At 61.2% G+C, this 20,013-nt stretch carries 13 protein-coding genes and 2 pseudogenes; 7 read left to right on the top strand and 8 right to left on the bottom strand.

Features of this window, described 5'->3' with window-relative positions; translation table 11 throughout:
* The first annotated feature begins 22 nt into the window (after positions 1 to 22).
* Both G9X64_RS08500 and yghU read left to right on the top strand, forming a co-directional pair.
* Positions 23 to 1,101 (top strand): annotated as a pseudogene (locus G9X64_RS08500) (ABC transporter ATP-binding protein).
* Positions 1,102 to 1,256: 155 nt separating this feature from the next.
* Positions 1,257 to 2,132 carry a glutathione-dependent disulfide-bond oxidoreductase gene (gene yghU / locus G9X64_RS08495; protein ID WP_171376373.1) on the top strand — a complete coding sequence of 292 codons (876 nt, stop codon included), beginning with the start codon at positions 1,257 to 1,259 and terminating at the stop codon, positions 2,130 to 2,132.
* A gap of 84 nt (positions 2,133 to 2,216) precedes the next feature.
* On the opposite strand, the gene G9X64_RS08490 is transcribed toward yghU, so the two are convergent.
* Genes G9X64_RS08490 through G9X64_RS08470 form a run of 5 tightly spaced genes read right to left on the bottom strand, consistent with a single transcriptional unit; the run spans position 2,217 to position 8,185 of the window.
* Positions 2,217 to 3,731 (bottom strand): ABC transporter substrate-binding protein, encoded by a 1,515-nt coding sequence (locus tag G9X64_RS08490; RefSeq protein ID WP_171376372.1) that lies wholly within the window; start codon positions 3,729 to 3,731, stop codon positions 2,217 to 2,219.
* A gap of 19 nt (positions 3,732 to 3,750) precedes the next feature.
* Entirely contained in the window at positions 3,751 to 5,460 is a 1,710-nt protein-coding gene (locus G9X64_RS08485) for a dipeptide ABC transporter ATP-binding protein (RefSeq protein WP_171376371.1), read from the bottom strand.
* The gene (locus tag G9X64_RS08480) at positions 5,457 to 6,308 is read right to left on the bottom strand and encodes an ABC transporter permease (protein ID WP_171376370.1); all 852 of its coding nucleotides are present in this window, start codon (positions 6,306 to 6,308) and stop codon (positions 5,457 to 5,459) included. Before G9X64_RS08480 ends, G9X64_RS08485 begins: the two co-directional genes overlap by 4 nt.
* On the bottom strand, positions 6,305 to 7,243 hold the full coding sequence (locus G9X64_RS08475; protein WP_003549356.1) for an ABC transporter permease: 939 nt from the start codon (positions 7,241 to 7,243) through the stop codon (positions 6,305 to 6,307). Before G9X64_RS08475 ends, G9X64_RS08480 begins: the two co-directional genes overlap by 4 nt.
* Positions 7,244 to 7,294: 51 nt before the next feature.
* Positions 7,295 to 8,185, bottom strand: a complete 891-nt coding sequence (locus G9X64_RS08470) for a proline iminopeptidase-family hydrolase (RefSeq protein WP_171376369.1) — start codon at positions 8,183 to 8,185, stop codon at positions 7,295 to 7,297.
* Positions 8,186 to 8,344: 159 nt separating this feature from the next.
* Here G9X64_RS08470 and G9X64_RS08465 point away from each other — a divergent pair, with 159 nt between their 5' ends.
* Together G9X64_RS08465 and G9X64_RS08460 are read left to right on the top strand one after the other, a co-directional pair.
* Complete coding sequence (locus G9X64_RS08465; RefSeq protein WP_171376443.1) at positions 8,345 to 9,142, top strand: helix-turn-helix transcriptional regulator; 798 nt, start codon at positions 8,345 to 8,347, stop codon at positions 9,140 to 9,142.
* A gap of 65 nt (positions 9,143 to 9,207) precedes the next feature.
* Entirely contained in the window at positions 9,208 to 10,110 is a 903-nt protein-coding gene (locus tag G9X64_RS08460) for a proline iminopeptidase-family hydrolase (RefSeq protein ID WP_171376368.1), read from the top strand.
* Positions 10,111 to 10,121: 11 nt separating this feature from the next.
* Here G9X64_RS08460 and G9X64_RS08455 read toward each other — a convergent pair whose 3' ends face one another.
* Positions 10,122 to 11,033 carry an acetamidase/formamidase family protein gene (locus tag G9X64_RS08455; RefSeq protein ID WP_171376367.1) on the bottom strand — a complete coding sequence of 304 codons (912 nt, stop codon included), beginning with the start codon at positions 11,031 to 11,033 and terminating at the stop codon, positions 10,122 to 10,124.
* A gap of 356 nt (positions 11,034 to 11,389) precedes the next feature.
* On the opposite strand from G9X64_RS08455, the gene G9X64_RS08450 reads away from it, so the two are divergent.
* Together G9X64_RS08450 and nhaA are read left to right on the top strand one after the other, a co-directional pair.
* A complete protein-coding gene (locus G9X64_RS08450; RefSeq protein WP_171376366.1) occupies positions 11,390 to 14,365 on the top strand; it encodes an NAD(P)-dependent oxidoreductase in 2,976 nt (991 codons plus the stop codon).
* A 645-nt stretch (positions 14,366 to 15,010) separates the two neighbouring features.
* Positions 15,011 to 16,201: a Na+/H+ antiporter NhaA gene (nhaA, locus tag G9X64_RS08445; protein WP_168308097.1), complete on the top strand. Its 1,191-nt coding sequence runs from the start codon at positions 15,011 to 15,013 to the stop codon at positions 16,199 to 16,201.
* A gap of 105 nt (positions 16,202 to 16,306) precedes the next feature.
* On the opposite strand, the pseudogene G9X64_RS08440 reads toward nhaA, so the two are convergent.
* Positions 16,307 to 16,875, bottom strand: a pseudogene (locus G9X64_RS08440) (DUF2062 domain-containing protein).
* A 217-nt stretch (positions 16,876 to 17,092) separates the two neighbouring features.
* On the bottom strand, positions 17,093 to 18,994 hold the full coding sequence (locus G9X64_RS08435; RefSeq protein WP_168307716.1) for a potassium transporter Kup: 1,902 nt from the start codon (positions 18,992 to 18,994) through the stop codon (positions 17,093 to 17,095).
* Between the two features lie 210 nt (positions 18,995 to 19,204).
* On the opposite strand from G9X64_RS08435, the gene G9X64_RS37260 reads away from it, so the two are divergent.
* Entirely contained in the window at positions 19,205 to 19,888 is a 684-nt protein-coding gene (locus tag G9X64_RS37260; protein WP_171376365.1) for a polysaccharide lyase family 20 protein, read from the top strand.
* The last annotated feature ends 125 nt before the right edge of the window (positions 19,889 to 20,013 follow it).

Below are 20,013 nucleotides of genomic sequence, written 5' to 3'. Positions count from 1 at the left end.
TCGTGGGGGAGGGAATATCGTCATGGCGTCGATCGCGCTTCACAACATCCGCAAGTCCTACGGCAGCCTGCCGGTTATCCACGGCGTCGACGTCGATATCGAAGATGGCGAATTCATCGTGCTTGTCGGACCCTCCGGCTGCGGCAAGTCCACGCTGCTGCGCATGATCGCCGGCCTGGAGTCGATCTCGGGCGGCCGGCTTTCGATCGGCGGCCGCATGGTCAACGACATGCCGTCGAAGGAGCGCGACATTGCCGTGGTGTTCCAGAGCTATGCGCTCTATCCGCATCTGACGGTGGCCGAGAATATGGGCTTTTCCCTGAAGCTGCGCGGTACGGCCAAGGACGAGATCGGCCGCCGGGTGCATCCGCCGCAAAGATCCTGGCGCTGGAACCCTATCTCGACCGCCACCCGCGCCATCTCTCAGGCGGCCGGCGTCAGCGCGTCGCCATGGGCCGCGCGATCGTACGCGATCCGAAAGTGTTCCTCTTCGACGAACCGCTTTCCAATCTCGACGCCAAGCTGCGCGTGGCGATGCGCGCCGAGATCAAGGAGCTTCACCAGCGGCTGAAGATCACCACCGTCTACGTCACCCACGACCAGACCGAAGCGATGACCATGGCCGACCGCATCGTCGTCATGCGTGACGGCATCGTCGAGCAGATCGGAACTCCGTTGGAGATCTATGATCGCCCCGCAACCACCTTCGTCGCCGGTTTCATCGGCATGCCGCCGATGAACCTGCTCAAGGGCCGCATCCAGGCCGACGCCCCTTCGATCTTCCGCACGAACAGCGGCGTCGCCATGCCACTGTCGCTGCGTCCCGGCACAGCCGATCCCGGTGAAGAACTCATCTACGGCATCAGGCCGGAACAGTTCGTCATCGCCGACGAGGGAACGCCGGCGAAGATCGTCGTCGTCGAGCCGACAGGGGCAGAGACACAGGTCGTCGCCCGAATCGGCGAAGAAAACGTCAACATGCTGTCTCGCGAACGCATTGCCGTAAGGCCTGGCGACACCATCCGCTTCGCCTTGCGGGCCCCCAGCGAACACCTGTTTTTAGCGGCAACAGGCAGGCGTCTTCCCGGGGCGGATGCCTGAAGCAGCCGTTTTCTTCAGCCTTGCGAAAACTCTGACGATTGCGTGAAACCGCGCCGACACCTGTGACAAAACCTCATCGCCTCTGCTATGTCAGGAAAAATGCGGCAACCCAACCGGCGTCGCACTCTGTCTGACCAATGCCAGGAGTTTGAAAGATGAGCGGTTCTCCCGACTATACACCCCCGAAGGTCTGGACCTGGAACAAGGCGAATGGCGGCCAATTCGCCAGCATCAATCGGCCGATCGCGGGACCGACGCATGACAAGGAGCTTCCGATCGGCCGCCATCCGCTGCAGCTCTATTCGCTCGGAACGCCGAACGGCCAGAAGGTCACGGTCATGCTCGAGGAACTGCTGGCCCTTGGCCATGAAGGTGCGGAGTATGACGCCTGGCTGATCAAGATCGGCGATGGCGATCAGTTCGGAAGCGGCTTCGTCGCAGTCAATCCCAACTCCAAGATCCCGGCGCTGATGGACCGCAGCGGGCCAAAGCCGATCCGTGTCTTCGAATCCGGTGCCATCCTTACCTATCTCGCCGAGAAGTTCGGCGCCTTCCTGCCGACCGAGCCGAGTGCGCGTGCCGAATGCCTGTCCTGGCTGTTCTGGCAGATGGGAAGCGCACCCTATCTCGGCGGCGGCTTCGGCCATTTCTATGCCTATGCGCCGACGAAGATCGAATATGCGATCGACCGCTTCGCCATGGAAGTGAAGCGTCAACTCGACGTGCTCGATCGTCGCCTGGCCGAAAGCGAGTATCTGGCAGGCAGCGAATATACGATCGCCGATATTGCCGTCTGGCCCTGGTATGGCGGGTTGGTGAAGGGGTGGACCTACGGCGCAGCCGAGTTTCTGCAGGTCGAGGACTATAAGAACGTGCTGCGCTGGGCCGACACCATTCACAGCCGGCCGGCCGTGCAACGCGGCCGGATGGTCAACCGCCTCTCCGGCGAGCCCTCGAGCCAGTTGCACGAGCGCCACGACGCCAGCGACTTCGACACCAGAACGCAGGACAAGCTCGCGGCCGCCGAGTAAGCAAGCTGCATCAGCCACGTGTCGCAGCAATAAATACTGCTCCGCCGCCCTTACGACGGCGGAGCATTTACATGCTGCCCGAACTCAGTTCTTGACCGTATCTTCCAGGAAGAAACGGCCGAGCGGGTTCTGGTAGAAATTCTCGATATTCTTGCGCGAGACGTTGATATAGGGGCTGTAATAGAGGTCGATCCAGTTGACGTCGTCCTTGGCCATCTTCTGCAGATCGACATACATCTGTTCGCGCTTCTTCGGGTCGAGCTCGAGACGTGCCTTGGCCACCAGTTCCTTCACCGCTTCGTTCTTGTAATTGGTCGAATAGTTGTTGTTGGAATCGTGGCCGAGGACGAAGGTGGTCTTCTGGTCCGGGTCGAGAATGTCGTTGGTCCAGTAGTTGACCGAAACATCGTAGTCGCCGGCAACGATCATGTCCCATTCCTGGCTCGGATCAACTTTCTGCAGATTGGCCGTGATGCCGGCCTTCTGCAGCTGCTGCTGGACCAGCACGGCCGTCTGTTCGTCGACTTCGTCGCCGGCGCGCACCAGATAATTCAGCGTCAGGTCCGAGGCGCCGGCGGCGGCCAGCATCTCCTTTGCCTTTTCGGGATCATAAGGCCGCTGCAGATTGTCGGCATAGTAGTAGAGCGCGCCCTTCGGAACGTAGGAATTGGCGACCGTGCCCTGGCCGAAGGTGACGGTATCGACGATCGCCTTCTTGTCGATCGCAAGATCCAGCGCCTGGCGGACTTCCTTCTTGCCGAGCGCGCCATGCGCATGGTTGATCAGAAGATGATCCTCGCGCGTCGAAGCATCGATATCGACGTTGAGGTTCGGGTCCTTCTTCAGTTCCTCGACACGAGAAAAGGGAACGAAGATCGCCGTATCCAGCTCGCCGGCCTGAACGTTCAGCATACGGGTGTTGTCGTCGGGCACCGAGATCCACTCGACGCCGTCGAGCTTGACGCGGTCGGCCTGCCAGAAGTTCGGGTTCTTCTTGAGAATGACGCGGTCGCCGCGTCGCCATTCCTCGACCACGAAGGCGCCGGATGCGATCGGCTTTTCGCCATAGGCATCGGGACCAAGCGATTCCATGCCCTTCTTGGAGATGACCGAGGCATTCGGCAGCGCCAGCGTCGACAGGAACGGCGCGGACTGGTTCTTGAGCTGGATCGTCAGCGTGTGCGCGTCGGTCGCCACCGCCGTGTCGATCACCTTGTAGGAATCGCTCCAGAGCGAAGCGGCGTCATCGCGGATGCGCAGCAGGCTGTAGGCCGCGTCTTCCGCCGTCAGCGGCGAACCGTCCGAGAATTTTGCGTCGCGGATCTTGAACGTGTAGGTCAGCCCGTCATCTGAGGTGGTCCAGCTTTCGGCAAGCCCCGGCTCCAGTTTCGTGCCTGTCTTGTCGACGCGGATCAGCACGTCGTAGACGTTGGAGAACACCCAGTTGTCGATGTTCTGCGCGGTCTTGATCGGATCGAATGTCGTCGAATCCTCGCGGCGGCCGATGGTGAGCACGCCGGCGGCCTCGGCATAGCTTGCGCTGAGCGTCAGACCGGCGAGCAGGGCTGCAAGCCCAATTGATTTCCACCTGTTTGTCATGAGTTCGTTCCCTTCGTTGTTATGGCATGCGTTTGATTGGCTGAATCGGCATCGAATGCGGATCGTCCTTGCCGTCGGCGCCTTGCAGCAGCCGCTTGTCAGGATCGATGTCGGGAATGGCGGCGATCAGCGCCGCCGTGTAGGGATGCTTCGGCCGCGCGAAGACTTCTTCGGAGCGACCTTCCTCGACGATCTCGCCGCGATACATCACGACGACGCGTTCGCAGAGATTGCGGACGATTGCGAGATCATGGGCGATGAAGATCAGCGTGAGGTTCATCTTCGCCGTGAGATCGCGGAAGAGCTCGATGATCTGCGCCTGGATGGTGACGTCGAGGGCCGCCACGCATTCGTCGGCGATGATCAGCTTCGGATCGACGGCGAGGGCTCGGGCGATGCCGGCGCGCTGGCACTGGCCGCCGCTCATGCTGCGCGGTTTGCGGCCGGCGAATTCGCGTTCGAGGCCGACGAGATCGAGCAGTTCGCCGATTCGAACAGGGATATCGCTCCTCGCGACCTTGCCCTGCACCTTCAGCACCTCGGCCAGCATCTGCCCGATCGTCAGCCTCGGATTGAGCGCATTGTATGGGTCCTGGAATACCATCGCCGTCTCGCGCCTGAGCTTTGCCAGGCTGGCGCTTTTCTGCAGCGCCAGATCGACGCCGTCGAAGGTGACGTGACCCGAGGAAAGCGGTGTGAGGCCTAGAACGGCGCGGGCAAGCGTGCTCTTGCCGCTGCCGGATTCGCCGACGATGCCGACCGTCTCGCCCGGCATGATCTGCAGGCTGACGCCGGCAACGGCGCTGACTGTCTTGGCGCCGCCCCTGAGAAGGGCGCCACCCGCTCTGAAGCGCACATGGAGATCGTCGATTTCGAGCAATGGCCTCGCCGGTTGGCTGGCCGCTGCAAGCTCGAGCAGCGGCGCGGCCGTGTCGCCCGGGATGGAAGGGTGGCTGTTGATCAGATTGATCGTATAGGGATGCTGGGGTCGCGCCAGAATCGTCCGCTTCGGCCCCTCTTCGAGCAGTTTGCCACCGCGCAGCACGGCGATGCGGTCGCAAGTCTGGGCGACGATACCGAGATCGTGGGTGATCAGAATGATCGACAGGCCGCGCCGGTCGCGAATGTCGATCAACAGCCGCAGGATCTGCGCCTGGATGGTCACGTCGAGCGCCGTGGTCGGCTCGTCGGCGATCAGGATTTTCGGATTGCAGGACAGCGCCACGCCGATCATCGCCCGCTGCCGCATGCCGCCGGAAAATTCGTGCGGGTAGCTGTCGTATTGGCGCACGGGATCGGGAAAACCGACCTGCGCCAGGATTTCCGTTGCCGCGGCGCGGGCCTCGCGGGCGCCGAGGCCCTGATGGTAGCGAATGCCCTCGGCGATCTGATCGCCGATCCGCATGACCGGGTCGAGATGGCTGGTCGGGTTCTGGAAGATCATGCCGATCTCGCCGCCGCGCACCTTCAGCATCTCGCCATCGTCGATCCGCATGAGATCGCGTCCTTCGAGCAGCACGCGCCCGCTTTCGATCTTCAGCAGCGAGGAGGGCAGCAGGCGCACCAGGGAACGGCAGAACAGGCTCTTGCCCGAGCCGCTTTCGCCGACGAGGCCGAGGATCTCGCCCTTGCCGAGATCGAGCGACACCGCATCGAGCAGCGTGCGCGGGCCGGAATCGACATGCGCCCTGACGGTGAGATCACGGACGGACAGTACGGAGCCGCTCATTCATGCACCCCCAGCAGTTCGCCGAGCGCATCGCCCAACATGCTGAAGCCGAAGGCGAGGCAGACGATGGAGAGGCCGGGAAACAAAGTGATCCACCATGCCGTGGTGATGAAGCTCTGTCCTTCCGCGACCATGACGCCCCATTCGGCGATCGGCGGCTGGACGCCGAGGCCGAGATAGCTGACAGCAGCGCCGCTAAGCAGCACCAGGGTCGCATCGGACATCGAAAAGACGATCGAGCCGGCGATCGCGTTCGGCAACAGGTGGCGGAACATGATGCGCGGGCGGCTGAAGCCGAGGCTGACAGCGGCAACGGCATAGTCGCTGCCTTTCAGCACCAGCATCTGCGCCCGGATCAGCCGCGCATAGGAGACCCAGCCGACCAGCGCCATGGCGATATAGAAACTGCCAAGGCCCGGGCCGAGGATCGCGATGATCGACAGCATCAGCACCAGGAAGGGGAAGGCGAGGATGATATCGACGAGGCGCATGAACAGCGCATCGACGATCCCGCCGAAGAAGCCGGCGATCGTGCCGACTGTCGTGCCGATCACGAAGGGGAAGATGACGCCGATCAGCGCCATCTGCAGGTCGAGGCGTGCGCCCCAGATAACGCGGGAGAGGATATCGCGGCCGAAATTGTCGGTACCGAAGGGATGCAACAATGAAGGCGCCTGTAGGCGGACCTCGGCATTCTGCATGATCGGGTCGTAAGGCGCGACGATGGGCGCGCCGATCGCCAGCAGAACGAAGAACAGCAGCAGACCGGCACCGACGGCAAGCATCGGCCGCCGACCGAAGAACCGACGCCAGCCGAGAGATGCGGGGGAAATCGCCTCGATGCTCATAGCTTCACCCTCGGATCGACGGCGACGGTGACGATGTCGGCAATGAAGTTGATGAGCACGGTGGCGCAGGCAAAGACCATGGCGACGCCCTGGACCACCATGTAGTCACGCGAGAAGATCGCCCTGACAAGCAGCTGCCCCATGCCGGGCAGCGCGAAGACGCTCTCGACGACCACCGTGCCGCCGATCAGCCAGCCGATATTGACGGCAAGCAGATTGATGGTCGGCACCAGAGAATTCGGCAGCACATGTCGCCAGAAGACGATGCCTTCGGGCATGCCGCGGGCGCGCGCCGCCGTCGCGACATCCGATTTCAGCTGCTCGATCATCGCCGCCCGCAGGCTGCGCGTCAGCACGGTCGAAAGCGATAGTGCGACCGTCAGGCTCGGCAGCACCAGATGCGACAGCTTTTCGCCGATCGTCGCACCATAGCCCGAAACCGGCAGCACACCGAGTTCGACGCTGAACAGGATGATCAGCATCAGCCCCAGCCAGAAGGGTGGAAAGCCGATGCCGAAGGTCGAGACGATGCGCACCGCATGATCCGGCGCCCGGCCGGCATTGCGCGCGGCGATCGCCGACATCGGCACCGCGATCAGGACCGACAGCACGACGCTGGAGACGACGAGGGCGAGCGTCGGCTCGATGCGGGTGACGATCAGCTTCAGCACGTCGATCTTGTAGAGGATCGACTTGCCCATCTCGCCATTGGCGAGGTTCTTGAGGAAATAGACATATTGCAGCCACATCGGCTGGTCGAGGCCGTACTGGGCGCGAATGCTGGCGAGAGCCGCCGGCGTCGCGCGCGTGCCGAGGATGTTGCGTGCGGGATCACCGGGGATCAGCCGGACCAGAATGAACGTGATGACGCTGATACCGAAGATGACGGGCAGGAACTGCAGCGGTCGCGTCAGAACGAATTTATAGCGATGCATGTCGGCGATCGCCCCTTTGTCTTCGTCTGGTTCGGTCGGCTTCCTGTTGCATCAGCCTGCCTCGTGCCGGGCGAGAAAATCGAGAAGCGCCGGATAATAATCCTGCGGGTTCTCATAGAACGGCATGTGGCTGGCATTGGCAAATACCTTCAGCTCGGCATCCGGCAGTGCAAGCTTCATCCTGAGCGCACAGGCCGGCGTCAGCTCGTCATGCTCTCCCGTCGTGATGAGCACCGGCAGCGTCAGCCGCGGCAGATCGGGGATGCGGTTCCAGTCCTTGAGGTTGCCGATATAGAGAAACTCGTTCGGCCCCTGCATCGTCTCATAGGGCGCCATGTTCCAATCGTCGAGCGAGCGGCGCACCGGCGCCGGCCATTCCGGCAGACGGCAGACATGGCGGTAGTTGAGGATGGTGACGGCGGCGAGATATTCCGGATGATTGTAGGTGCCCTGCGCCTCGTGCTTCTGCATCATCGCCACGGTTTCGGGACCGAGCGCTGCGCGCAGCCGTTCCAGTTCCGAGATCAGATGCGGCATGTCGGCGACGGTATCTTCGAGGATCAGCGTCCTGAGGTTTTCGGGATAGGTCAGCGCATATTCGATCGCCAGCCAGCCGCCCCAGGAATGACCGAGCATGTGGACCTTGCCGAGCCCCAGCGCTTTACGCACCGTCTCCGTCTCCTCGACATAACGGCCGATCGTCCAGAGCGTGAGATCGTCCGGCCGGTCGGAAGCGCCGGTGCCGAGTTGATCGAAGGCGATGACACGATAGCCCTTGTCGGTGAGACAGGAATGCGCTTCGCGCAGGTAATCGCAGGGCAGACCCGGCCCGCCGTTCAGGCAGAAAACCGTCTCGCTGCCGGTTCCGAAACTATAGGCAACGACGCGATAGCCATCGACATCGATCTCGAATCGCTCGTCCGGCCGTATTTCACGCCACATTGATCGCTCCGGCAGAAGATTTCGCTTGCTCAATATTTGGGCACGGCTAAATTTTTACCTTAAACCGCATTCAGTGCCAGCTATAAGAAGTGATAGGGTGGGCCGTAATGCCGAACCCGGGAGCAGCTCATGCTTGACGACCCCATTCTTGACGACCCCATTCTCGACGACATTGGAACGATCAGACGGCAGTTTACAGCGCACGAAACGCTGGACGGCCGGATCGACCAGGCCTTCGAGGCGATGAAGCAGATCGGCTTCGAGGCGCTGATCTACGATTATACACCGGTGCCTTACGATCTCGACGGCGCGATCATGATACCATCGCTGCTGAAGCTGCGGAATATTTCAGACGACATGCACGACTACTGGTTCAATCGTGGCTATTTCCGTATCGATCCGGTGCAGCAGGTGGCGCTGCGCACCTCCGCACCTTTCTTCTGGAACTATGACCCGGACGCCGACACGCTGATCAACCGTTTCATGACCGACGACACCGCGCCGGTGACGCGCTATTTGAGTGAACGTGATATGTCGACCGGCGTCACCGTTCCGGTTCATATGCCACGCGGCGACTATGCCACCGTTACCGGCATCCGCTTCGGCCGGAACAAAGATTTCGAACGGCACGCACTGCGCTATATCGCCGACTTTAACCTGCTTGCCCATGTTTTCCATGAGACCGCCTATTCGCTTTTCGACACGCGGGCGAAGAGCGTCGGCACGATCCGCTTGACCGAGCGGGAACGGGAATGCCTGCGCCATTCGGCGGAAGGTTACTCCGCCAAGGAAATTTCCCGCATCATCGACCGTTCGGTACCGACTGTCGTGATGCATCTGAATGCCGCGACAAAGAAACTCGGCGCCCGCAACCGCACCCAGGCCGTGGTGCGCGCCACCCATTATCGCCTGCTCGAAGACCGGCCTACCCACAATTGGTCACCCTATAACTTGTGATAGCTGCCTTCGCCGTCGCCGCCGCGTTATGATTTTTTTCATGACGCCAAGAGATGGAGACGCCCGTGGGCGAAGTCACGACCAAAGAAGCCTATCTGCCCTTTCGCGACTATCGCACCTGGTATCGCGTCACCGGTTCGCTGGAGAGCAGCAAGCTGCCTCTCGTCGTCGCCCACGGCGGGCCTGGCTGCACGCATGATTATGTCGATTCCTTCAAGGATATCGCCGCCCTCGACGGCCGTCCGGTCATCCATTATGACCAACTCGGCAATGGCAACTCCACCCGCCTTCCGGAAAAAGGGCCGGATTTCTGGACGGTCGGCCTGTTTCTCGAAGAACTGGACGCGCTGCTTTCCCATCTCGGCATTCAGCATCGTTACGCCTTCCTCGGCCAGTCTTGGGGCGGCATGCTCGGCGCCGAACATGCGGTGCGCCGGCCGCAAGGCCTGAAGGCGCTGGTCATCGCCAACTCGCCGGCCAACATGCATACCTGGGTTTCGGAGGCAAACCGGCTGAGGCAGGAACTGCCGAAAGAGGTGCAGGACACGCTGCTGAAGCATGAGCTGGCGGGAAGCCTCACCGATCCGGAATATATCGCCGCCTCACGCGTCTTCTATGACCGCCATGTCTGCCGGGTGGTGCCGTGGCCGCCTGAAGTGGCGCGGACCTTTGCGATCATGGACGAGGACAACACCGTCTACCGCAACATGAACGGCCCGACCGAATTTCACGTCATCGGTACGATGAAGGACTGGACGATAGAGAACAGGCTCGACAGCATCGAAGCCCCGACGCTGCTGATCTCGGGAAAATACGACGAGGCGACGCCCATGGTGGTAAGGCCCTATCTCGAACGCGTTCCCGGCTGCGAATGGGTGCTCTTCGAAAATTCCAGCCACATGCCGCATGTCGAGGAAAAGCAGCTTTGCCTGGCGACCGTTTCCGGTTTCCTGTCACGGCACGATTGAGGAAGGGGTCCCTATCGGCGAACCAGCCATTTTTTGGCGACACGGCAGGCCATCGTATAGGCCGGATCGAAGACATTGCCGACATCATAGCGCACCATCTGGCCGAGCAGATGGCTGGCCGCCGTCCTGTCCAGGCCATAATCCGCCGCCAGCCAGTTCAGCATTTCGCTGGTGGCGTGCTGGAGCGCCTGATCGAGGGGCCGGGCGTTGCCGATCGTGAAGATGTCTTCGGCCGTTTCTCCACGCGGCCAGACCAGTCCGGCCTTCTTTTCCACCGTCAGCCGCACCGTGACCTCGAACGTCGTCTCGACGCCGGTTCCGACGATCTCGCCATCTCCTTGTACGGCATGGCAGTCGCCGAGAAAGAACAGGGCGCCGGGGGCCGCTACGGGCAAGCGGACCGTGGTGCCGGGGCCGAACAGCCGATAGTCCATGTTGCCGCCATATTCGCCGCTGGTCGCGGTCGATATCGCCTGGCCGAGGCTAGGCGCCACGCCGAAACAGCCGATCATCGGGGCGAGAGGCAGAACGAAATTTTCAAGACCTGCAACCGGTTCGGAAAGCCGGACCGTCAGGGCTTCGCGATCGATCGCCCAGATGGCGATATCGCGCGGCGGCAGGTCGCGAACCGCCTCGGGATCGACCACATTGGCGGCGACGACGCTGCCTGTAAAACCCGTGTCCCTGGTCGGGATCATGCTGATGATCTCGACCTTCAGCGCATCTCCGGGCTCAGCACCTTCCACGAAGATCGGGCCGTTCATGGGATTGGGGCCGGATGCCCGCTTGATGCCGTCCTTGCCATGCCCGGCGGCATCGAGCGTTTCGGTCACCACGGTATCGCCGTCGGCTATGTGCAGGGCCGGCGGAAGAGAGCCGATGACATTGTGAAAGCTCGTCGGAATGAAGCGGTGAGTGGTCATGAAAATACAGCTCTCGCTCGTTTCGAATGTCATGAGCCTGCGGCTGAACTGCCCGGCGGAGAGAGTTGCAGACTAGATCAGAGATTGCCGGCAATGCCAATATCCGCGGCACTACCCGAAACCGGCAGCCGATGGCGGGTTGCCGAAAGGGGCGTCTTTGTGATCGCGGCAACCGCATAGGGGAGTGCATCACCCATATCCACCCTGGTGGAGGCGACTCTTGCCGCAGCGCTCAAAGGGGTTTTCGGTCACGCGTTTTGCACAGGAAAGATCATTCAGGCAATGGTCGAAACGCGATACCATAACCACGACCTTGGCCGCCTTGCCCACCTTCCTTTCAAACCGACAGGCAGATCATGACAAATATCGAGCAGATGCAGGAACAGCGACTTGAAGCGCTCCGACTGACGAAGTCGGGAAGACCGAAGCTGCCGTCCAATCCGTTTTTCGGCGTCGGTCCGATCACCGATGCGACCACCGACGAGGTGGATAGCCGCCTGCGGCGCATCGCTTTCGATACATGGATCGAGAAGACCTATCGCAAGTTCGACGACAAGGGCAACGATATCGGCGGCTTCACTACCGCAGAAATTTCCCGCAGCATGCACCGTGGCTACCCGGCGGATAAAATTCTGACCGACATGATGCGGGCGATCCACCGCTACTTCCACTTCCCGAAGGCGAACCGGATGGCTGTGGGACTCGGCGGCGGTCACAGCGGCTATACCGTCTGCGTCCAGCACCTGATGAACGCCAACGACGCCTCGCAGCGCGTCTACGTCGATACGCCGCGCCCGGAAAGCGATCCGGCCCGAGCGGCAGGCTTCTTCCGTCAGTCCTGGGCCACGCAGCTGATCGAGATGCAGCGCTTCGCCGAAAAGGGCTGCGAAAGCCGCATTCATTTTGCAGCCTCCGAGGGTGTGATCCCGGCGGCCGTCGAGCTTTCCGCTCTCGGCGTGTCGATCTTCGTCGGCGTCGGCCACGAGACGACCGGGGCCAATGCCTATACCAGCCGTGAGATCCACGAGCTGCTGAACTGGATCGATGGCGATCCGGCAAACCGCCATGCAGTGTTCGACGCGACGTCGATGCTGGGCGCCATGCCTTGGGAGCCCGAGCTGGTCGATGCCGTGATGGCGAAATGCTGCTTGTTCATGCCGTTCCAGAAGGCAATCGGCGGGGTGTCGGGGTATTTCGTCGCCTCCTTCACGCCGCATGCCCTGGCGCTCGTGGAGAAGAACCAGCAGGATCCGTCCTGGGCAATCCCGCGCCAGTTCAAGATCGCGCCGCCGATCGACGCGCGGCAGCCGCTTTCCGCCAAGCGATCCGTGGATGCCGGGCCGTTTTACGATGCCGCGGAAGACCGCATGCTCGGCGGCGTCATCAATACCTACAGCGCGCTTGCCTTCGCCGAAACCACCTTCGGCCTGCTGCAGTCCGAGGCGCGGGTCGGCTCGGTGGTCGAGCTCAACAAGCGGTCTGCGGCCAATCGGGCGGTGATCGACGGCTGGGTCGAGTCGCACCCGCTGTTTTCGCTCACCGTCACCGATGCCGAGCGGCGCGGTGCGGCGGTGACGCTGTTAAAGGTGGAGGACGCCGGCATTACCGATCCTGCGATCCATGCCCGCATTATCGCGCGTTCGAAGCAACTGCTCGGCTATGAGGGCTTTACCCATCCGAACGGCGCGTTTGAGCCCGGCCTCGATGCGGCGCGTTACGTCAACGCATTTCCGGGAACGCCCGGCGACTACCGCGCCTGGGTCGGCGGCATCCGCGAGCCGGCAGATATCGTCGCACTGCTGGAGAACCTGCAATATGCCTATCTGCGCGCCAAGATCGTCGTGATCGAGGAGGAACTGGCCAAGCAGAGCGTCACGTTCGCGGCGCCTGTGAAGGCCGGCGCGATGGTCCGCAAGGACGATCCCGAACACGCCTATACGGTGCTGATCGCCGATCTGGTCGGCCTGCGGCTCGGCGCGGATGGGCAGCCCGACAACAGCGAGATCAGGACCTATGTCGAGGAAAAGGGTGGCGTCTTCCATGCCGGCCCGATCGGCGACAGGGCGGCGCTGGAAAAGGGCCGCATCCATTTCTTCTACCAGCCAAATCTCAGCACCGAGGCCGAAATCCTGCCGCAGACGGACAAGGGCCAGTATGACGCGCTGATCGCGGCGGCGACCTTCATCCCAAAGGCTTCCGTCTTCCCGTTCGGCGGCGTGCGCATCGGCGCGGGTACCGGCAATATGGACTCGGCCTCCTGGGGCGGCGGCAACGGCGAGGGCGGCGAGGCGCCTTTGATGAACACGCCCGGCATCAACAGCCGGGCGACCGCCCAGATGGCGATGAAGGCGATCCTCAAGGTTGTTCCCGACCTGCCCGTCGACAGGCTGCACCAGATGGTCGCCAACGGCGACTTTGATACCGGGCGCCAGCTCAAGGATTTCCCGACCGCCAAGCTGGAGGGCCGGAGAATCGCCATTCTAGGCTACGGCAATATCGGCCGCGAAGTCGCCAAGCTCGCCAAGGCTTTCGGCATGAAGGTGGTGATCTACGCGCGCCAGCATCACCAACGCTGGATCGAGTCGGAAGGCTTCGATTACGCCGCAAGTCCGGTTGAAGCGGCGACCGGCGCTGACGTGCTCTCCGTCCATATCGGTCTCGGCCGGCTGGATGCTGCGACGGGCGTCTACTCCAACGCAGGTGTCGTCGACACGCAGGTGCTCGACGCGATGAACGATGGTGCGGTGCTGGTCAACTACGACCGGGGCGAGGTCGTCGATGCGGCGGCGCTCGCCCAGGCGCTGTCGTCCGGAAAGATTGCCCATGCGGCAATCGACGCCGATCTCTTCAAGGATGCATCGACCGGTAAGCTCAGCGGACCGATGGTTCCCTATCTGCCGCTCGAAGAGCGCCATAAGGGCAAGCTGGAACTGCTGCCGCACGCCGCCGCCGATACCGACCATCCTTCTCGGGTGACCGGCGCCAAGCAGGCGGTCGATCAGATCTTCGATGTCATCCGTTTCAAGTCGGTCACCAATCTGAAGGGTGACCTGCCGGAAGGTTATGTCTCGGCAGGCGGCCGCACACCGGCCGGAATCGGCAGGGTGACGAAGCGGGTGGTCAGCGAGATCAGCGGCAATTCCGAACTGCTGGACGAATTGCGGCGAACCTCGGAAAAGGTCGCGGCGATCCTCGGCGCGCTCTCCGTTGTCTCCGACCCGAGCCATCGCGACCGGATCGTCGATCGCTACACCGGTTTGCTGGCCGAAAATGCCGGCCGGCAGCGGGCGATTCTCGAGCAGCTTGGCCTCTACGGACCGGCGGCGGAGTAAGCCGCGGTCACGCCCAATGCGTGCCGCTCTTTTTGGCGCGGCCGCAGCGGCGCCGCATCGAGGATGGCGACCGATCTGGATGTGTTGAAGATCCGAACAGGCGCTTCACTGCAGAGCCCTGCCAAGATCGCACGACTATCGACCACGGCAGCCATAGGCGGTAACGAGCCGGTCAAGCAGAGGCAGGTCACGCCTGGTGCGACTCCGTTTGTCGGCGTCTACTCAACTTGAGACGTTCGTTGCCTTACCGGAGATGATCGCAACGGGCTCATGCCAATCTCGACAAGTAGTTCCATAAAATCGGGTTACGCTGTTTTCAATCGGCGATTGAAGAACGGTTACTGATGCGTGTGGCAGATTGTCGCTCAGTGCGAAGTTGCCCGTCTGGCTTATGACCCGGTTTTTTCCGCCAAGTGTGTGCAGCACATCGGCTATGGTTGTGGTTATTGGCGTCTCAATGGGGGGCTGAAAAGCCTAAACTGCAGTCTGTAATCAGTTTTCGCGCGCTGAACGATGTCGGTGGAGCCTCTGGAAATCCGTGCTGCTTTTAGGTATCCCTTGCCGGATGGCGTGTGCTGCGTGCGCCGCGGGCTTCCCCGAAATCGACGGAGACAAGATCAACCTTCCAGAAGGGAGCGCGAAACCATGTCCTTGCCGATCGCGACAGGTCGCATTCAATCTACTCTCCGCGGATTTCTTGATAGCGAGGCATCTGGTGGCCTCGTTCTAATGGCTGCCGCGGCGATGGCCCTTGCGGTGGCGAACTCGCCGCTGGCGGGCGCGTATTTCCATGCCCTACATCTTTACGTCGGGCCACTGAGCTTGCAGCATTGGATCAATGACGCCCTCATGGCCGTATTCTTCCTGCTCGTCGGTCTGGAGATCAAACGCGAAATGCTCGATGGCCAGCTCTCGACCTGGAGCAGGCGAATCCTTCCGGGTGCCGCCGCGGCGGGAGGAATGCTAGCGCCAGCCGCTATCTATCTGGCTTTCAATGCCGGCACGCCAGCAAGCCTACGCGGCTGGGCGATCCCGACGGCCACCGACATTGCCTTTGCGCTCGGAGTGCTATCGCTCTTTGGGAACCGGGTTCCTGCATCGCTGAAAATCTTTCTGGCGGCGCTTGCCATTATCGACGACCTCGGCGCCGTCCTTGTCATCGCACTCTTCTATACAAGCGGTCTCAATCTCCCGGCTCTTGCCGGAGCTGCCGCAGTTCTGGCCCTCCTGTTTTTCATAAACCGAGCCGGCGTGAAGACGCTGACGCTCTATCTCGCCCTTGGCGTTGCCTTGTGGGTGCTGATGTTCACCTCGGGGATCCATGCCACGCTTGCAGGCGTGCTGCTGGCCTTGACGATACCGATCAAACTTTCGCCCGGCGCTCCGGAGGCTAGCGACGCGGAATCCCCGCTGCACCGGCTCGAACACTTCCTTCATCGGCCCGTGGCATTCGTCATCGTCCCAATATTCGGCTTCGCCAATGCCGGCGTTTCCCTTCTCGGCACGTCCATCTCGAGTTTAGCGGATTCTCATACGCTGGGAGTTGCAGCGGGATTGTTTGCAGGCAAGTTGCTCGGCGTGCTGTCAGTCGTCGGTCTCCTCGTGAAGTTGCGCTTTGCGCAGCTCCCGGCAACGGCAAACTGGACGCAAATGACGGGCGTTGCACTCCTGTGCGGCATCGGCTTCACCATGAGCCTTTTTATCGGTCTCCTCGCTTTCGACGACCCCGCCGTGCAGGACAGGGTCAAGATCGGCATCCTGCTCGGTTCGGCGATCTCCGGCGTGGCCGGATCCGCGGTGCTGATGGCGGGCCGGAGGAAAATCAGCCGGCCGTAGCCGTCGATGAACTCACCTTTCGTTTCTCCGGAGTGGATTTGCTCCTCGCGTCGATGCCTCTCCGGACGAAGGTTTGGAGCTCGCGGCCGCCAAGTTCTTCTGCCCTTAACGATCTTCGCGCGCCGCCCCTCGTTTGGATCTTAACAAAGTCCGCCGCTTTCCTCGTTGCTGGAACAAGCGAACGCCTTGCCAGGTCAATGCATAAAAAACCCCACCGCATAACGCGGCGAGCGGAAGACCTCCGATAAGCACCGGCTTTAGGATCGGATACCAAAGCGGTGCGAAATCGAGGTGCCGAAGAAGGGTAAACAAATTGGCTTCACCCACTCTCTCGGGCGCCCGGCCCAACAGAAAGATGCCAATCCGGTAGGCGGCAGCAAAGATCAGCGGAAAGGTAAAAGGGTTCCCAAATGCCGTCCCGAGCGCGGCCGCGATCATATTGCCTTTGAGGATGAAGGCTAAACAAAACGCCGTCACGAAGTGAAAGCCCAGGAACGGCGTACAGGACACGGCGACACCTGCCGCAACGCCAGCCGCAACGGCATGAGGAGTAACCTTCAACCGAAGCACTCGAATGGCAATGTACCGGATGGACCGCAACAGCCCCTTGGATGGCCAAAGACGGCGCGGATGCGCTCAGCCAGTGAGAGCGGCCTCCGTCTCCTAAACAACATTCCTTGACCTTCCGCCGTGTGATCTTAGATCTACAATCGATGATATATCGAGAGACTCGCGCTTGGAATGCAAGACATCGATCTGTGCAGGCGAGCGTACTTTTCGCGCACGCCCCCCACCGCTCTCGGTTTACCAGGAGCAGCGAGATGAGATCGAAGACGGACAAGATCGGCGTTCCTCGCAATGTGACGCAAGATCGGCGCTCATCGGCAGCCGCTAGATGGTTGTCTGCAGCCCGAGTTCGACCACCCGCCCCGACGGCAGCCCGAAGTAGTCTGTCGCATTGCTGGCATTCTCCGCGAGCGAGATGAACAGCCGGTCCTGCCAGAACGGCAGGCCGCCTTTCTTCGACGGGAGGATCGTTCGGCGGGAAAGGAAGAACGAGGTCGACATGATGTCGAACTTCAGGCCAAGCTTGCGGGCGAGAACGAGCGCACGAGGAATGTTGGGCGTCTCCATGTAGCCGAACGTGATCACCAGCCGACTGAAGTGGCGATTGAAACTTTCGAGAAAGATTTTCTCATCGTCCGGGACGAAAGGCGTAGTCGAAGTCACGACGCTGAGAATGACGTTCTGCTCATGGAGCACCTTGTAGTGCTTCAGGCTATGGAGGAGTGCGGTCGGCGCGCCTTCGATGTCGCTCGTCAGGAACATTGCAGTGCCAGGCACTGTAGGCGGCTTCTTCCGAGCCAGGTTGTCGATGATCGCCGAAAGTGGGATTTCGTCAGCCTTGGTGCGGGCAGCAAGCAGCCGACGCCCCGCCGTCCATGTCTGCATGATGAGCGCCATCGTCGACGCCACCGCAACAGGAACCCATCCGCCTTCTGCGAACTTCGCGATGTTGGCGGCTAGAAACCCGGCGTCGATCAACGTAATCGGCACGATGACTGCAAGAGCCGCCGCCAGCTTCCAGCTCCAGATACGGCGCATCACGATGAACAGGAGGATTGAAGTGATGAACATTTCGCCTGTCACGGCGATACCGTAAGCGGCGGAAAGGCCGCTTGAATTTTGGAAGAAGAGTACCAGAGCAGCCACGAAGATGAACAGCAGGTTGTTCACCTGCGGCATGAAGATCTGTCCGGATTGTGTTTCGGAGGTATGAAGGATGCGCAGGCGCGGAAGCAAGTTGAGGTGCATCGCCTGACGGACGAGGGAATAAGCGCCTGAGATCACGGCCTGGCTGGCGATGACCGTTGCCGCGGTGGCCAGACAGACCATAGGAATCCGCGCCCACTCCGGATGCATGCTGAAAAAGGGATGCTCCGCCATCTGCGGGTTGGCGAGTACGAACGCTCCCTGGCCGAAGTAATTCAGAAGCAGACTGGGGAAGACGAGCGAAAACCACGCCGTGACGATCGGACGGCGTCCGAAATGGCCAAGGTCGACATACAGGGCCTCCGCGCCGGTCACGGCAAGAAAGACGGCCCCGAGCACCGCGATGGCCGAGCCGATGTTGTTTGCGATATATCGGAGTGCGTGTACCGGATTGACTGCGGCTAACACCGACGGGTCGTCAAAGATGTGGATCGCTCCGCTGACGCCAAGGACGATAAACCACAGAGCCGTTACGGGACCGAACACCGACGCCACGCCGCTCGTCCCGAACCGCTGGACGAAAAACAGCACGGCGATGATCGTGAGAGTGATCGGCACAACCCAGTTGGACAACGCCGGTGCGACCACCTCGATGCCCTCGACCGCAGACAGGACTGAGATCGCAGGCGTGATGATCGCGTCGCCGAGAAACAGCGAGGCGCCGATCACACCGAGGACAAGCACCCACTTCGGGCGTCCCGCAAGACCTTCGCGAGCGAGAGTCATGAGAGATAGCGTGCCGCCTTCACCCCGGTTGTCCGCCTTCAGCACGAACGTCACGTACTTCAAGGTGACTACGATCGTGAGCGCCCAGACGATCAGCGAAAGTATGCCGAGCACGTTTGCGTGGTGCGCCCCCGATCCGCCGGTGGCATGGAGGGCTTCCCTAAACGCGTAGAGCGGGCTAGTCCCGATGTCGCCATAAACAACACCTAAGGCGGCGAGAACGAGCGATGGCAGACCTCGCCGGGTCTGGTGCTCCAGTTCCGGGTCTGCTGATCGCAGCTTGGTATCGGTCAAATGCGGTGTCCTGTTGGGCGAGCGATATCGGCGCGACGTTGCCACCGGCTCGACCACATAGCAATGCGAAAACGAACGCCGGCTTCGTTGCCACTGACGACATTGAGATTCTTCCGGGCGAACACGACGACTGTCGCGGCTGGCTGTCTTTGGTTGATAGAAGCCTAGTACGATTTCGAGCTGCTCTTGTGCCGACCCCTAACTGGTTTGATGCCATATTACGCCTGCGCCGCTGGGTTCAGCTCATTTCAACTCCAGTCGGCGGCACCCTACGCTTATAGTAGATCTAAAGCGCCTGACGGCACCAACGCAGAGCGCTTCGAACTTCGCGCCGGCGATTGTCCGAAAAGCATTGGCGATTGCCGGGATGATCGAGAGCGGGCCGAGCGGTCGGAGAGCTTGCCCGCTTCGTCGTTGAATCGGGAATACTGGTATCATTTTTCAGTTTTCATACCGAAGGATTGGCCTCAGACTGCACCGTTGAACACCAAGCTGGGACAGTTCCATCAGAAAGTCCTATTCCAGATCCAAGACGGCCAGTACATTTTCGAGCTGTCTAACCCCGCCGCTAGGCAGGCCAATCCAATGGCCCCGCTGAGACCCCTGAGGCAGATTGCGTTGCTGTCGGCATCATCGATGAACGGGCGATGGACTGACGTCACCGTGAACGCGAAATGGTCCCAGAGCAACGATGGATTCATTCAAGTGTGGGTCAACGGGGCGCAGAAGGTCAGCCTGCGTGGGCCTAACGTCGATCGCAAGGCAGCGGTCTACTTTAAGTACGGCATTTATCGGAGCTTCGTCAGCAGGGCGAAAGGAAAATCTCTCCCTACGCTTGTCGCGTGGTATCGAGATATTTATCGCGGGAGCTCGCGAGAAAGCGTTGAGAAGTAGCAAGGCTAGAATGACCCGAAAACTCGCTACGATTTTTGCTGCTGACATCGCCCAGTACAGCGCGCACATCGAGAGCAACGAGACGGCGGCATTGTCGCATCTTCGCGAGTTGCGAATGATCATGG

It is taken from the genome of Rhizobium sophorae (assembly GCF_013087515.1).
In the GTDB taxonomy this organism is placed as follows: domain Bacteria; phylum Pseudomonadota; class Alphaproteobacteria; order Rhizobiales; family Rhizobiaceae; genus Rhizobium; species Rhizobium sophorae.
This window is presented reverse-complemented; position numbering and strand designations above follow the sequence as displayed.